The 14088-nt window shown below is 54.1% G+C and carries 13 protein-coding genes and 1 tRNA gene; 11 read left to right on the top strand and 3 right to left on the bottom strand.

The features are described 5' to 3' along the window. The first annotated feature begins 154 nt into the window (after positions 1-154). The 4 genes from ACQKEN_RS07345 (at position 155) to ACQKEN_RS07330 (ending at position 2282) form a co-directional block, all read left to right on the top strand. Positions 155-373, top strand: a complete 219-nt coding sequence (locus ACQKEN_RS07345; protein ID WP_427684754.1) for a cysteine-rich CWC family protein — start codon at positions 155-157, stop codon at positions 371-373. Next, complete coding sequence (locus ACQKEN_RS07340; RefSeq protein ID WP_427684752.1) at positions 363-1055, top strand: pseudouridine synthase; 693 nt, start codon at positions 363-365, stop codon at positions 1053-1055. The genes ACQKEN_RS07345 and ACQKEN_RS07340 overlap by 11 nt, the downstream gene beginning before the upstream one ends. 83 nt (positions 1056-1138) lie before the next feature. Beyond that, positions 1139-2023, top strand: coding sequence for an alpha/beta fold hydrolase (locus ACQKEN_RS07335; RefSeq protein WP_427684750.1), 885 nt, complete (start codon positions 1139-1141; stop codon positions 2021-2023). Between the two features lie 185 nt (positions 2024-2208). Continuing rightward, positions 2209-2282, top strand: a tRNA-Gly gene (locus tag ACQKEN_RS07330). Between the two features lie 378 nt (positions 2283-2660). Here ACQKEN_RS07330 and ACQKEN_RS07325 read toward each other — a convergent pair. Continuing rightward, positions 2661-3491, bottom strand: a complete 831-nt coding sequence (locus ACQKEN_RS07325) for a hypothetical protein (protein ID WP_427684748.1) — start codon at positions 3489-3491, stop codon at positions 2661-2663. Between the two features lie 443 nt (positions 3492-3934). Between ACQKEN_RS07325 and ACQKEN_RS07320 the strand changes: the two genes are divergently transcribed. The 4 genes from ACQKEN_RS07320 to ACQKEN_RS07305 all read left to right on the top strand — a co-directional run bounded on the left by ACQKEN_RS07320 (position 3935) and on the right by ACQKEN_RS07305 (position 7844). Continuing rightward, positions 3935-4582, top strand: coding sequence for a TetR/AcrR family transcriptional regulator (locus ACQKEN_RS07320; protein ID WP_427684746.1), 648 nt, complete (start codon positions 3935-3937; stop codon positions 4580-4582). A gap of 470 nt (positions 4583-5052) precedes the next feature. Beyond that, entirely contained in the window at positions 5053-5988 is a 936-nt protein-coding gene (locus tag ACQKEN_RS07315) for a hypothetical protein (RefSeq protein WP_169867463.1), read from the top strand. 71 nt (positions 5989-6059) lie between these two features. Next, a complete protein-coding gene (locus ACQKEN_RS07310; RefSeq protein ID WP_169867462.1) occupies positions 6060-6806 on the top strand; it encodes a hypothetical protein in 747 nt (248 codons plus the stop codon). A gap of 144 nt (positions 6807-6950) precedes the next feature. Beyond that, complete coding sequence (locus ACQKEN_RS07305; protein ID WP_427684744.1) at positions 6951-7844, top strand: viroplasmin family protein; 894 nt, start codon at positions 6951-6953, stop codon at positions 7842-7844. 81 nt (positions 7845-7925) lie between these two features. Here the strand turns inward: ACQKEN_RS07305 and ACQKEN_RS07300 are convergent, their stop codons facing one another. Together ACQKEN_RS07300 and ACQKEN_RS07295 are read right to left on the bottom strand one after the other, a co-directional pair. Next, entirely contained in the window at positions 7926-9227 is a 1302-nt protein-coding gene (locus tag ACQKEN_RS07300) for an FRG domain-containing protein (RefSeq protein ID WP_427684742.1), read from the bottom strand. Between the two features lie 118 nt (positions 9228-9345). Continuing rightward, positions 9346-11493 (bottom strand): AAA family ATPase, encoded by a 2148-nt coding sequence (locus ACQKEN_RS07295; protein ID WP_170040587.1) that lies wholly within the window; start codon positions 11491-11493, stop codon positions 9346-9348. A gap of 317 nt (positions 11494-11810) precedes the next feature. Here ACQKEN_RS07295 and ACQKEN_RS07290 point away from each other — a divergent pair, with 317 nt between their 5' ends. The 3 genes from ACQKEN_RS07290 to ACQKEN_RS07280 all read left to right on the top strand — a co-directional run bounded on the left by ACQKEN_RS07290 (position 11811) and on the right by ACQKEN_RS07280 (position 14087). Then, a complete protein-coding gene (locus ACQKEN_RS07290) occupies positions 11811-12872 on the top strand; it encodes a tyrosine-type recombinase/integrase (protein WP_427684740.1) in 1062 nt (353 codons plus the stop codon). Between the two features lie 184 nt (positions 12873-13056). Continuing rightward, the gene (locus ACQKEN_RS07285; protein ID WP_427684738.1) at positions 13057-13269 is read left to right on the top strand and encodes a hypothetical protein; all 213 of its coding nucleotides are present in this window, start codon (positions 13057-13059) and stop codon (positions 13267-13269) included. A gap of 335 nt (positions 13270-13604) precedes the next feature. Further along, a complete protein-coding gene (locus ACQKEN_RS07280; RefSeq protein WP_427684736.1) occupies positions 13605-14087 on the top strand; it encodes an HAD family hydrolase in 483 nt (160 codons plus the stop codon). Position 14088: the final 1 nt, after the last annotated feature.

Below are 14088 nucleotides of genomic sequence, written 5' to 3'. Positions count from 1 at the left end.
GCCCGAGATCACAGGCTCATGGCGCGAGACAGGGCCGCGCGCTAGCATTGGCGACGTTACAATCCCGCGCAAACCGGATCAGCCCGCAAGACAGGTGCTGTTCAGCGCAAGGCAGCGCGTCCATCACCCGCGACACTTGAAGGCAACGCCGTCCATGGACACTCACATCATCGACACCCGCATCTGCCCTGTTTGCGGCGCCAGTAATCGCTGCACCCTGGCTGATCCGCGCACAGTGGATCAAGCCTGCTGGTGTTTTACCGTCGCTATCGACCCTGAGGTATTGGCAGCATTGCCCGAAGCGGTGCGTGGACAGGCGTGTCTTTGCCCGCAATGCGCAGGCGTTGAGGCGAAGCGTCGCGATGCGTCTTGACCGTTTCCTCAGCAACCTGCCGCGCTTCAGCCGCAAAGATGTACGACTGGCGCTAATCGCAGGCCGCGTGCAGGTCGACGGGTTGCCGGTAAAAGACCCGCTGCATGAGGTGCGCGAATTCAGTCAGGTGCGGATCGACGACGAAGTCCTCCAGCTCGGCAAACCCGCCCGGTATTTCATGCTGCACAAACCCCAGGGCTGCGTCAGCGCGACCGTCGATCCGCAGCACCCTACCGTGCTCGACCTGCTGGATGAACCCGACAAGGACGATCTGCACATCGCCGGCCGCCTGGATTTCAACACTTCCGGGCTGATGCTCATCACCAACGATGGCCAGTGGTCGCGCCGGCTGACGCAGCCGACCACCAAACTGGCGAAGGTCTACTACGTCGAAACCGAAGACGACATCAGCGCGCATTACATCGAGAAGTTCGCCGAAGGGTTTTATTTCGCGTTTGAAGACCTGACGACACAGCCCGCCGAGCTGACGATTCTCGACAGTCATCGCGCCCGGTTGAGCATCGTCGAAGGGCGTTACCACCAGGTCAAGCGCATGTTCGGCCACTTCGACAACAAGGTGACCCGCCTGCACCGGGAAAGCATGGGGCCACTGAGGCTCGACTCCGCGCTGGAACCCGGACAGTACAGAGCACTGAGTGCCGATGAAATCGAGTTGATCTGAAACCTGCGTCAAATGGCCTACCTGTCACGAAACCTGTGCAACGTGTCTCTGCGCACCCCGTTTTTTCGTCAGGAGACATGGAGATGAAGCCAGAAATCGCTGTGCTGGACATACAGGGCCAGTTCCGGGTTTACACGGAGCTCTATCGTGCGGACGCCGCCGAGAAGACCATCATTCTGGTCAACGGCTCGCTGGCCACGACCACCTCCTTCGCTCAGAGCGTGCGCAACCTTCATCCGCAATTCAACGTCGTGCTGTACGACCCGCCTTACGCAGGCAAATCAAAACCCCACAATGTCCATGAACGCCCCCTGACCAAAGAGCTGGAAGGACAGTTGCTGCTTGAGCTCATTGACCATTTCAACGCTGAACTGCTGCTGTCGTTCTCATGGGGTGGTGCGGCGGCGCTGGTCGCCCTGGCGCACCGGCCCAAGCGTATCGAAAAGGCCGTGATCAGCTCGTTCTCCCCCGTCATCAGCGACCCGCTGCGCGATTACCTCGAGCGCGGCCTGCAGCACTTTGGCACTTGCAACGGCCACGGGGTCGGGGAGTTGCTCAACAGCACGTTGGGCAAACACCTGCCCTCGCTGTTCAAGCGCTACAACCACAAGCACGTCAGCTCCCTGGATTTGCACGAGTACGCGCAGATGCACCACCACATCAACCATGTGCTGGACGCGAGCAATCACCCTCAGATGAAAGCGGCCAAGCGCATCAACGTGCCGGTGCTGTTCATGAACGGCGCATGGGACGAATACACCTCGGCGGCCGACGCCCGGCACTTCGCCCACTACATCCGCGACTGCCACTTCAGCACCCTTCAGGAGGCCGGGCACTTTCTGGACATGGAGAACAAGGCGGCATGCCTGGCATCGAAAAGCGCACTGCATGCATTCCTGACGCCCGCACCCGAACCCCGCCGCGTTCACTACAGAACGGTTCAGTCTCAACAGGCGTTTTCGATGTGACTGGAACGGGAAATGAAAGGGCAGCACACGGGGAAGGAATGGGTCTGTTGCGAACTCTGATGAGTGCCAGTGGACGGCGAATCAGGGGTGAGCGAGATGGCAGTGGATCGGTGCGGCATATAACGCTTCAATTAACACGCGGCATCTGGTACAAAGTCAGCCGCGCCAAAGGCGTCGATTCAAAAGCGGGTATAGTTTAGTGGTAAAACGAAAGCTTCCCAAGCTTTAGTTGAGGGTTCGATTCCCTCTACCCGCTCCATCTCAAAGCCAGTAAATCCGGGCATTCCAGACGATCCCACCAAGCCCTGAAGAGCTATCAAAGCATCTCCGTCTAGCCTTCAAATCCTACCCGAGAGTCACCAAGAGTTACCAAAATCTGGTGCACCGTCGACGCTGTCCACAAGGATGACTTTATCGCTAGCTACCTGGCCAGCTCCCCTTCAATACATCCTCAAAGACTCGCTCCGACGCCATGTCTTAGAGCCATCCCTCGCTACCCTCAGGCCAACCCAAATCGAACCGAGCCAAGCCAAGCCGAGCCGAGCCAAAAACTAAATTCAGAAAGGGAGTTAGCGGACACCCCTCCTGATCCAGAAAACCCTCTCCCCCCGCAAGCACGCAGTAGCCAATTAGAAGCTCAGTCGCCCGACACCGGCCTCTCCCTCTTCGTGCGATCACGCTCACGTTGGCGGTAGCGTTTCACAAAGCTAGCATCAACTAAGTCCTCAACTCGCAACCCGATCCCACAGTTGACCAATGAGGCCATGGAACTATCCGACAGTGAAAACTCATCGGGGATAAGTCCGTTATTCTCCACTCTATTTTTATCAAGCGTCGCCTCAAAGGCTTTCAGAAAGTCAGCCAATCCAGGGCGACGAGCTTCAGTAGCCGCAATTGCCGTAGAGTCGCGTGCGACTGTGACCGCATTAGCCGCGTCAAAACCGATTTGCGCCACCACCGCACTAATGGCCGCCCAGTATTTCAGGTCATACTGATAGGCCAGGCCTTCTAATTTCCCCTTCAAATAAGAGCTAAAAAGCCCATTCTCCTCAGAAGCCCCTTCCACCACGTCGACAATGTGGTAGTAGGTATCACAAGTAAAACTCGATCTCTCTTTAACTTCCGTCCGGCGCGAAAGCAACTCAGATAGCATTTCTGAAACCTTTGCAATGCGCACATTCAGTTCAGTCAGCTCCTCCTTATCCTCCCGTGCCTTTTTTATTTTCTGAGGACTCCAGGAGGTGACTGCCGTGGTGTACATCTCAAAGAAATACTTTAAAGCCTCCGAATCAGCAGACAATCCATCACGAAGCTCGACGTAAGCATCGGCAAGCTCATGGCTACGCCCCAGCAGGCTTTCGATGAGACGATTGGTACTGCCCAAGATCCTGTGCTCAGCGTTGTATTGATAGTCTCCACGCAGTACGTCTTCACACAGTTCGACAGCAGCACGAGTGTTAGCATCCATTTTCAAAACCCCAATTAAAGAATAAACCGATGATAATTCCTCAACCGGAAGACGTCGGTACCTATCTGAAAAAACTCTGCCTTCTTCGGGTACCCATCCAACTACACCCCCTTTGAGCTGGCCGGCCAACACGATCCCATAACCACAGACAATCACGACCCGGAATCATCGACAAGCCGGCTCAAAAAAAAGACATGATCAGAGCAAAGGCCAATCCCGATATTTCAAAAAACCAAACAACTTTCCTTATCCCCATCAGCGCGACCTAATAAACCAACCTCACGCAAATGTTCAAATATTCCAACAGCAACTAAACCTACTCACCACCCGCACAACCAAAGCAGCTTTACTTTACACCCCAGTCAAGTTAATTAGATAAAACATGGGTGGCGTATTGCAGCTCTTTCAGTAACACTAAACCTATTCTGCTACAGGTAACCAATATGAATGCAGCCAGCCACTCCCCCGTCGAAGACCTGCTCAATCCTGGCGAAAGCGCATCACGCCCGGTCAGGATTCTCGCCGCTGCGGGTCGAATGTTCATCGAGCACGGGTGCGAAGGTGCCAGTATGGAGGAGATCGCTAAAGCCGCAGCGGTGACCCGCCAGACTCTGTACAACCGCTTCCCCGAAGGCAAGGAGTCCCTCTTCGTGGCGGTGGCAGAGCGGATGTGGAAGGCCTTCCCTGTTATGAATGTGGCAACGGATGAGCGCGCGTTGGCCGACCCTCGAAGCGGCCTCACACAGATCGCGACCGATTTCGCGTGCTTCTGGTCAGGCCCGACCGCCGCAGACTTCCTGCGCATGGTGATAATGGAGGGTCGACGGTTCCCCATGCTTGCAAACCGCTTTGACGAGGTTATCCAGGCGCCGGCGATGACCGTTGTCAGCGACTACCTCGCCGAGCTGAAACGCCGAGGTGTCCTGGCAGTTCAAGAGCCCGAGGCTGCTGCCCGCGATTTCATGGAGATGCTTGACGGTCGGATCCTCTGGAAGCAGGTCAAAGGTAACAGTGACCCGCTTGCCCGCGATGAGATTGAGCAGATTGTCGAACGCACAGTAGACGCCTTCCTACGGTTGCTTCGACACTGAGATGCCGCAACAACAAGACTGAGCCCGAGAGGCTGAGGGCTCTCTCTAACCCCGAATCCGAATGCAAACCAAACCAAACAAGACCAGGCGAGACCAAAGACCGCAGTTGGATCAGAAGCCCCCTTCCATCCGCATTGCCTGCATGCTTGTCGACAGCGGACGCATATAGTCCTGCAATGACCGTTTGTCCTCCGGTAGCGCCTGGCCATCCGTGTCGTACTTCACCTGCCGGATCCCGTGGCAGATAAGGCTGTCAGGGACATACTCGATGCAAGGCCCTAGCCACGACTCGTGCGAACGGCGATCTGTCACAGTTCGAGTACCTGGCCGAGCTGAAACGCCGTGGCGTGCTCCAGAATGACTTCTCCCAGGAGGACGCTGACAGGCTGGCAACTGAGTACGTCGCCGCTTGATTTGATGTCAAAGCCCCCATGCTCTCGGTATGCTGATCAATTTCCGGGAGCACATGCATGACGCTGATTGTGGCTGGTCACACGCTGGAACAATTGGACTTTGAAGGTATCAAGAGCGTTCATGGCCGAGGAACGTTCTTTGCCTCTGACAGTAGCATCACTCAGAAAGGCGAGGTGCTAGTCAATGGTTACAAGAAAGTCTACGAGATTCCCATTCGCGTGAACGGTGTAAACCTGCTTGGCAATTGGTTCAACGGCTATCACGGGTTCATCTATGAAGACGGCTGTGCTATCGCGTTTGCAGGAAGCACTCTTGTTTCCCAGCACATCATGAACTCGATCCGTAACCACCTGGGAGAGTTGAAACCGACCTATCGTGACGACAAATACCAGCTGGCCATGCCATGCGAGAGGCATAAATTCATCGGTCAGCACTGCGACGGCGATATGTTCAAGCGCAGCGACTATGGGCCCAATTATTTGCTGAGCGCCGCGTTCATTGCTGGCGTAGTTCAGCACTCGATTCAAGCTGTACTTGACCGCGCTAGCGAGCACAAGGGAATGAAAAAGAACTTCACCGCTTATCAAGCCGAATTCGTCCTGAGCGTGCGCTGCCCGCTTACGAGCAAGTACCACATCTATCAATACGACATCGTGCCAGGGCCTGACGATGGAGACGGGAGCAATGCTGACTCCATACCAGCTGTTGCTCAGATGGCGGAGATACCTGAGGGCAAGGTCGCAGTCATCGGCATGCGTGAATTCTTTGAGAAAGAGGCCAACGACGCATTCGCCGCCGCGATGGACGCAGGCCAGCGAACTGATGCTGCCATGCTCGAATTCGTAACAAACGCGATCCTTGATCAGAACGCTATCGGCGCTTTCGGCATCGGCCTTCCAGCCTTCCTTTACGAGCACCAAGGAATGCGGCTGGAACAGACAGAACGCAACGACGGATCCAGAGTTTCAGCGGTAAGCTCAGCAGTTGATTGACACACCAAGCTCATTTGATGTCAAAGCGCCTCCCTGCGGCTAAGCTAGCGGGCATTCACGGAGGTAAGTGTATGTGGATTTGGCGGGAAACGCGGGAGAAATGGTTGCTTGGCGCGGCACTGATGGTGTTGGCGCTCATCGTCCTGATTAACCTTAAGCTGGACTTGTGGCCTTTCCTGGAGGGCGGTCGGGTTCCTGCCTTTTTGCGTGCTGATGCCACAGCAAGCGTTTCCAGCGACCTGCTTGTAGGGCTTTTCTCAGCGTATATTTTCTACGTAATCGTTGAGCTTGTGCCCAAGAATCGCAGAGAGACGCTGACACTCCATCCGCTTAATCTCATCGCCGCTTCAGTCATCCATGCTTACGAGAGATCCAGTGTTTTCGGTCATGAGACGCCCATCACTTCCGTCGACAGTGCGGTGCTGGACGTAGAGAACCTGAAGCTATTGAAAAGCGGGATGCTTGAGCAGAAGAACATCATTAGTCTCAAATCTGCGATGGAAACTGCTCACTCCAGGCTTCCGGACTTTCATCACGCACTGAGCATGGCCGCTTCAATCTCTCCTGGACACGCCTTGGACTGGCTGGTGTTAACGGACAAAATCCGCCTGCTGGCCGAGGAACTCAATACCTGGCCGATCAGCCCTTTCGTGAATAGTCCTGGCGGCATAGCGAGTTTGCAGGAGCGTCTCGACCCAGCTTGGCTTGAGGCTCAGGCAGCTCATCAATTTGAAATCGTTAAGATGACCGGCGGACTGAAGCTACGCGTGATGGAAGCAATTGAAGCGACCATTTTCTGGATGGAAAGACAGGCCTAGAGCCCCAAACGCCCAGGGATGTCCCTATCGACGACGCCTTGACGCTTCTTGCGCTATCGAACATGGGGTTAGTGCCTGAATGGCTTACAAGGTTTACAGATCTGATCCTCAGGTCGAGTAAGTCATTCAGGGAGGTTGCACAGGATGGCCAAGAAACCGAAGTTCTACGCTGTCGTCCACGGACGGAAAATCGGGATTTTCAATAGCTGGGAAGGTGGAGCTCGCTTGTCGATTGACCGCTTTCCGGACGCGAGACACCAGTCATTCGCAACGCTCGCGCTCGCTGAGGAGTGGTACCGCCAGAACACCCCCACGCCAGGTTCGAACCACTCACCGGTTCTTCACTTCAGCACGCAAGCGTCGGAGCAACAGCCGACCGTCGTCCCTCAACAGTCGATCTTGGAAGGCGTGGTTGCCAAGCATTATGTCGTCTACCTGATCATTGATCCCGTGACGGAGGAGCCCTTCTACGTGGGGCAGACAGGCGACTTCGAAGGCCGACAGCGTGGCCATCTTGGGAAAGCCAAACACGACTGCAAGCGTGCGGCAGCCAAAATTGCCCAGATACTTGATGACGGGATGACCCCAGCATTCAAAGTCGTGGAAAACTGCGAGTCTGAACAAGCCTCATTGGAGGCAGAGACACGCTGGATCGAACACTGCACTGCCAGGGGTATCAAGGCTTGGAACCGCTGGCGGGAGCATCGCGAAATCCAAGCATTACATATGAAGCCAAAAATCGAGTTTGATCGAATTATCGGGGACGGCCCCTTCACCCTTGGCCCCTACCCATACGACTCTAGGTTTGAGCTGAAGAGCAAGCTCAATGCTTTCTTGTCCAAGTCCTCCCAAGGCGCGATAGAGGTGCGCATGGCCACCGAGAAGCTCAGGTTGATCTGGAAACTCACCCGCCAAGCAGGGGAAGTGAGCGAATTTCGCATCGTCAAGGACGCATCCAAGCTTCAACTCGAAGCAGTCCTCGTGTCCGGATCAACCGTAAAATTTGATTACGGTGCAGCGATCGATCGCCTCCCCTAACCGATTGCAACCAGGTGGCGAGCACCAGCTCTCCCCCGCCAGCAACGGCATCAAGCGCATAGAAGAAGTGCACTTGTCTCTTCATTCACTGGCTTGGAAGGCAAACTTTTGGGCAATGTACTTCGCTGAGCTTTCTATATAAGGAAACACGGTGCTCTCGTTTATATTCAACCGATCAAGCTCTCTCAAAATATTTCGTTTATTCGTCACCGCTATACGATGAAGAGTAATATCTGGAGTTCCTTCCTCATCTAAGACCGCCTCATCACCGAACAAAAGGAAAGCTCCTGACTGAAATGAGATCCTGCTATTGGTGTGTTTACCTTTGACGCACAACACGGAGCGAAGATGCCCAGGCTCCAGGCGGGGCTCAAAGAATGGTTTTTCTTCCTTAATGAAATGAAGCAACTGCTTCAGTGCTCGCTGATCGTTAAAACCACCGACGTCTTCAGAATCGAATGTGATTGAGTCCCTGACGCCTTTTGACAAACGAGACAGGTTAGCAATACAACTTGCCGTATCTGAATCGAAGTACTTTATATACTCAGAATCCATGGAGAGCACGATGACCTCTCCAGGATCATCTAAGTGGCTCTTGCAGCAGAAATACAAACCGATCAGTGGGTTCGATGTGATATCAAGCAATCGTGTCGGTAACGAATAATGTTGCATCCGCACCAAGCGATCCAGGGTATAAATGTCGCCACTGAAATCCAGGGAATTGGAAACCAGAAGCTCCCGATACATCCTATCCTCAGCATCTCGGTAGACGAAGTTACCATCCTGATCCCTGCGAAAAATTGAGGGTTCCAACCGATACTTTTTGCTATTGGAGTGCCCCCGATAAAAAACCTCGCGACGGCCATGGTCTAGTCGAAAAACATGCTCAATGAAAGCTCCAACGCTGTCAGCGTTAGTTTCCGGAGGCAAGGTGGCCGGGAGATCCTCCTTAGTTACTTTCGAGCCCACCACCCCGTCTGGTATGAGACCTACTTGGCAGAGAACATCGAGCAGATCCTCGTTTTTAACTGCCCAGTGCGTGCGGTTGATTTCCCAATCGCGGATATCAAGAGCGGCTTGCAGGGGTTTGATTTGTTCAAAATCAATGGGTGCAATCCGATCATCCATGATGGGGCGAACGAATAAAATTTTGCCGTTGTTGCGAAGTTTCACCTCAAGCATCCCCACCCTCATAGTGTGGCGAGTGCCCTCGTACGCAAAGAGACAAGGGAGCTCCATCAATGCTTTTAGCTGAGGCTCTTTCAGCTCCTTGAAACTTGCAGCAATATCATCGTTCGTATACTCCAAAAAACGACTCTTATCATACTCGTAGCCGAGACTTTCCCAAGCTCCCTCGCGAGAAGTCACTAGAAAATTGTACATAACCCTACCCCCTCCTTGCGTGGTTAATTTCAATGTAACAGGCTGTAGAATAAACAGGCTTGCAGTTGCCATGGCTGACGCGTTAACTGTTGCGGCAAATCTTACCACGACAGTCGACTCAGGTTTGCTCCCCCATCATCTTCTCATAGTGCTCTTCAAACCCTGTTTTTACGAATACCTGCCTGAATCGCTCCAGGTAATGCGCCGGCTCAATCTCACCAAAATCAGTAATGTTGACCGCATCGGCGTGTGACTCACGATTGACGTATCGATACAGGGCTTTGAAATCAGCATCCTCATCCGCTAGTGTGGCCAGCGCCGCTTGAAGTTTGTCCAGGCGGTGTACGAACGTGAAGTAATATTCCAGGATGTTTCGCATCATATTCGGAATGACGGTAGCGGAGGTACGCCCCGCTTGGGCATCTTTGATGGCCTGCCAAAATGATTGATAGTCATTCTGTACGTCAGTGGCCTTCATGGGCGTGATGACGCTGTGTGCTGCCTTGGTGATCCGGAATAACGAGAACTCGTCAGACTTTTTGAGGTGATTAAGCATCTCGTGAAAGAAGAACAGGTTGTGGGTGAGGATAAAAACCTGCTTAAAACGCTCTTTCGGGCTGAGGACTCGCCGGTGGATCATGGAGGCGATATCATAGATGTAGTTATGAGAAAGGCTTGAGATGGGATCGTCGATGACAATGATCCGCTCACTTTTCAGCTTGCCACCCTTTTCATCGAGCTCGCCGTTACAGACTTCCAGGAAATAGAGGAAGGAGATCAGCGTCTTCTCTCCCTCACTGAGCGTCTTGAACACGTCAGCCTGCTGGTCGGGTCTTTGCAGCTTGTAACGAGGAAGCTCACCCTCCTCCCTGACAACCAGAAAGCCCTTGAGCCCGAGCACAGCCAACGACATGTTGATGCTGTCGATGGACTGGTCGATATTCGTGATCTTGGCTTTGCTCAGAGCAATGGCATCCCGGTGAACCTGAGCCTTTATGCGGATCTCGTCAGCCAGCTTCCGCTTCGCTTCCTTTTTGACACCAAGCTCGCTATGTACCTTTCTCGCGGACGTGATGACCTGGTCGCAGCTCGCCCGAAAGCAGTTCCAGAAACGTGTTTTGATGTTCTCCAGATGGGTTTTCTTGTCTTTTACCTTCAGATTGAAGGCATCAATTTTCAGCTGATCTTCCGCGATCAACGCATTGATTTCGCCGAGAACGGCTCCAGTAGCCTCCAGCGCGACGATCATGGATGGACTCGCCAATTTGGCAGCCAAACCTTGAATGTTTTGGGTGAATAATGCGTCCAGCCTTGCCAGGAGTGCCTGGTACTCAGGGGCTCGATACTCCGCACGTTGGAACTGGCTTTTCAATCGAGCGACACCGCCGTCGTATCGGTTTTTCAGAGCTTTCAACTGAGAGACCCGCTGCTCGTACGTTTTGTCGAACACCTTCCGGATTTCATCGTAGAAACCAGCTGGCAGGGTTTGCTGGCAAAACGGACACTGCTCCCGTTCGTGAAACTCAAGGGCATGCTTGACCCAGTCCGAGTTACCCAGATCAGTAATCAATGCGGAAAGGTACGAGTCGCCGGATCCGGAAATAACTTCGGAAAGCAGGGGGCTGGTTTCAACCTCGCTTTCTGCAAATCTGAGAGTAGGTATCGCAGGGAGCTCGGTATCTCCCGCAGACTGCAACTGCTCCGCCTCAGTTGCCAACGCGGTGAAATCCTCACTCGATGTCACAAGCGCAATATCACGTAGTTTGTCGCCGAGGCGCTCTTTGGTATTGGGCCCAACGAGGCAATACCGGAGAGGGCCGGTTTCGAAAGGTTTTTTGAGGGCCCATAGCTGATCCAGCATGTCCGCTTTGTTGGCTTTCTGAGAGTCGCCAAACGCGTTCCCTGCCGCCACCTCGGCCTGATGTTCAGTCAACACCTGCTTGAGGGCCAGCTCGGCAGCCTCCAGCTCTTTCTCTGCCTCGATATTGCCTTCATTGAGCGTGAAGATGCCGGCCTGCGAACTGGCCTGGAAGTTGGCCTCCATGAAGGTATGGTTGTACACCAACACCTCACGCTCCGCTGAAGCAGGCTGAGTCTGGCATTGGTGATACAGCAAATCAGCAGGGTCTTGGAGGTAGTTCCCAATGGTGGTTTTGCCCGTGCCATTGTGCCCATAGAACATGTTCACTTTCGTGAGTGGGCCGACCTGGGAGTTGAGCTCGGGCGAGTAGCTCGATACGCCACGCAGTATGAGATTCTTGATCACGTCGCTGTCCTTAGCTGCCAGAAACTAACACGTCCGTATCCTATTACTGACACGCCCCAGAGGAAAGACCGCTTTCCTGGCCTCACGCCAAAGCTACTATTGCAAGTAAATGCCTCCCCGTTGCCACAGCATCAGCGCAGTGTCAGTTCGGGAGGTTGATGAAGCTTTAGCAGCGTGATACCGTCGAGCTTCGATCTATCTGAATCGAGCGGTCGGTCAGCAAAGCCTTTGCGCATCAGGTGTTTCTCCCTTCTTTTCGCACGCACTTCGACGATAGTCAGCGGAAAGCCGACACCCTGACGTATTGGAGAATTGCCATGCGCGTTCCGATCTATGCCCAAGATTTGCTGCCCAATGCAGCCTTCAAGAAGCTAGCCAAAAGCCTCAAAAACAGGTGGCCAGTTCAGTCCTCGATCCAGCAAACGCTAGCCAACGAAATCCTTTCTAAAGGCTTGGGGTATCTGGACTATTACGAGCTCAGAAGTTCGTCCCTAAACTGCCCTCCTGAAACGCCGACACCTTCTGAAAGCGACGCGCGCGCTGGGATTGTGGCTGCACTTGCGTCCGCTCTCCAATCCGCCAATGAGAAATCCGTCACTCTTAGCGGCCTGGAAGCTTTCGTAGAAACGCTTCCGTTGACAGCCTTGACCGCCTTCAAAATGGCGGGTTCAAGCGCCACATCATCGCTAATCACCAAGCCGTTAAAGCTCGACCCGACACTAGGTCAAGTCTGCCCAGTGAATCTCACCTGCCCTGCAAAGACAACTCCGATGTACACAGCTCCAATGATAAGAATGGAAATACCCACCTCTTTCGAGCGCCCGGAGAACTCGATTAGCCAGAAGGAGATTGAAGCACTAAGGCAGGTTGTCAAACGCACAAGCAGTCTGCGCGACCAGAGTATTTTTTTTCTGTTGGAGTCAGGGCTGCGAGCAAATGACATCCTCAGCAGTCAGGTACCCCATGTCCGCGATTTTGAACCCAGCTCGTACCAGTTCAAGATTTTGAATAGCAAAAGTCGACCAGTCGTAGCGAGAGCAGACGCGATTGGGAAATACATCGACTCGGCGGGACTAGCTCCGGGGGATTACCTGTTTCCGTCTAAAAAGGATCCCTCGACACCAATGTCCGCCCATGAGCTCTTGCAGATTTTTCGCTCGTGGCAAAAGGGTGCTCAACTCGCGCCCCCGCAGCGCAGCCCACGAAGTCTGAGAAACGCGGCCATCCTCAAGTCGGTGATCAAAGGCTCTGCGCCATCGTCATTTGAGCAGATCGCAACGCGGATGGGGCACCGTTACCAGTACACGACAGAGCATCATACGGTTCTGAGTGACACTGATCCTGCGAGCGCCCGCAGCGAGAAAACGCAAAAAAAATAACGAAATTCTTGGGCCACGGCTGCATCTGATCACATGGCCCAGCCACGATGCCCAGATGGCGAATGCCCCCGCAGGGCGTCTTACATAATGCCCTTTTCCCATGCGGCGGTACCCCAGTCACATGCCAAAGCCCAAGAGGTAGAAAAGGCCTTTCGGGCCCTCACAGCGCGCAGGAGAACAAACCATGAAAGTTCAGGCAAGTCAGCTTGTAACAACTACTAATGACCGCGTGCTGACCGATGACGGCCAGCAAGGGATGCGTGGCGAGCAGGGTATCGGTTCCTCAACAGAGCGACAGCAAGGTTACGTCGCTGCAGCGATCTACGCGAGTTGCGGCCAGTTGGATAATCGCCAACTGGATGAGATCATCGGATGGGTTAGTCTCTTCAAAAAGTAATCGAAAGCTAAAACAACGAAGCTCCCCCGTATAGGCCCCAGCCGTTGCGCCAAGATAGCCGTTGACCCCGCTGGGCGCCTCGCAGAAATCACTTTAACCAGCGCGGCGCCCACCAGCTATGCCTGATCCAAGATATCCTGCCAGCATCGCGGGGTTGTTGGCCCTGCCTTCGACACAAGCGCCCAGATGCCCATCAAATACATCCTCTTCGACGCCTTTGGCACCCTCCTCCAGATTCCCCATGGCCGGCACCCCTATCGCCAATCCTCAAGGAAGGCATCCGCCAAGGCCGCAGTCCCAAACCGGATGACCTGCGTCACATCCTCACCCGTAATTTGAGCCTCACCGATGCGGCAGAGCTTTTTGGAATCAAAATTCAGCCTGCACACATGGCCGACATCCAAGGTGACCTTGACGCAGACCTGAGTGCAATCGAAGCGTTCGATGATGGCCTACGTGCAGTGGAACGGTTGCAGGCCGAGGGCATCAAAATAGCGATCGCATCGAACCTAGCTGCCCCCTACGGAGCTCCAGTTCGACGCTTTTACCCAACGGTGGATGCTTATGGGTTTAGCTTTGCCGTCGGGGCGATGAAGCCTGAGCCGTTCCTCTATCGAGCAACCTGTGAGTTGCTCGGAGTAGATACCACCGACTATGTCGGTGACAACAGCGTTCTCATGGTCGGGGACTCGGAAAGATGCGACCGGGACGGGCCTAAGGCTGTCGGCATACACGGGTTTCTCTTGAATCGCGCGGGCGGAAAGGACTTCATCAACCTTGCTGACTTCAGTAGTTCAATCCTGTCCGGCGGGGAGTAGG

The organism is Pseudomonas sp. NPDC078416 (assembly GCF_050268485.1).
Taxonomy (GTDB): Bacteria; Pseudomonadota; Gammaproteobacteria; order Pseudomonadales; family Pseudomonadaceae; genus Aquipseudomonas.
Note: the sequence above shows the minus strand (reverse complement) of the source record. Positions and strands in the feature narration are given on the sequence as shown.

What these genes read in the sequence shown, in the direction of transcription:
- ACQKEN_RS07345 (WP_427684754.1), top strand. Translation starts at nt 155, where the DNA reads ATGGACACTCACATCATCGACACCCGCATCTGCCCTGTTTGCGGCGCC.
- ACQKEN_RS07340 (WP_427684752.1), top strand. Translation starts at nt 363, where the DNA reads ATGCGTCTTGACCGTTTCCTCAGCAACCTGCCGCGCTTCAGCCGCAAA.
- ACQKEN_RS07335 (WP_427684750.1), top strand. Translation starts at nt 1,139, where the DNA reads ATGAAGCCAGAAATCGCTGTGCTGGACATACAGGGCCAGTTCCGGGTT.
- ACQKEN_RS07325 (WP_427684748.1), bottom strand. Translation starts at nt 3,491, where the DNA reads ATGGATGCTAACACTCGTGCTGCTGTCGAACTGTGTGAAGACGTACTG.
- ACQKEN_RS07320 (WP_427684746.1), top strand. Translation starts at nt 3,935, where the DNA reads ATGAATGCAGCCAGCCACTCCCCCGTCGAAGACCTGCTCAATCCTGGC.
- ACQKEN_RS07315 (WP_169867463.1), top strand. Translation starts at nt 5,053, where the DNA reads ATGACGCTGATTGTGGCTGGTCACACGCTGGAACAATTGGACTTTGAA.
- ACQKEN_RS07310 (WP_169867462.1), top strand. Translation starts at nt 6,060, where the DNA reads ATGTGGATTTGGCGGGAAACGCGGGAGAAATGGTTGCTTGGCGCGGCA.
- ACQKEN_RS07305 (WP_427684744.1), top strand. Translation starts at nt 6,951, where the DNA reads ATGGCCAAGAAACCGAAGTTCTACGCTGTCGTCCACGGACGGAAAATC.
- ACQKEN_RS07300 (WP_427684742.1), bottom strand. Translation starts at nt 9,227, where the DNA reads ATGTACAATTTTCTAGTGACTTCTCGCGAGGGAGCTTGGGAAAGTCTC.
- ACQKEN_RS07290 (WP_427684740.1), top strand. Translation starts at nt 11,811, where the DNA reads ATGCGCGTTCCGATCTATGCCCAAGATTTGCTGCCCAATGCAGCCTTC.
- ACQKEN_RS07285 (WP_427684738.1), top strand. Translation starts at nt 13,057, where the DNA reads ATGAAAGTTCAGGCAAGTCAGCTTGTAACAACTACTAATGACCGCGTG.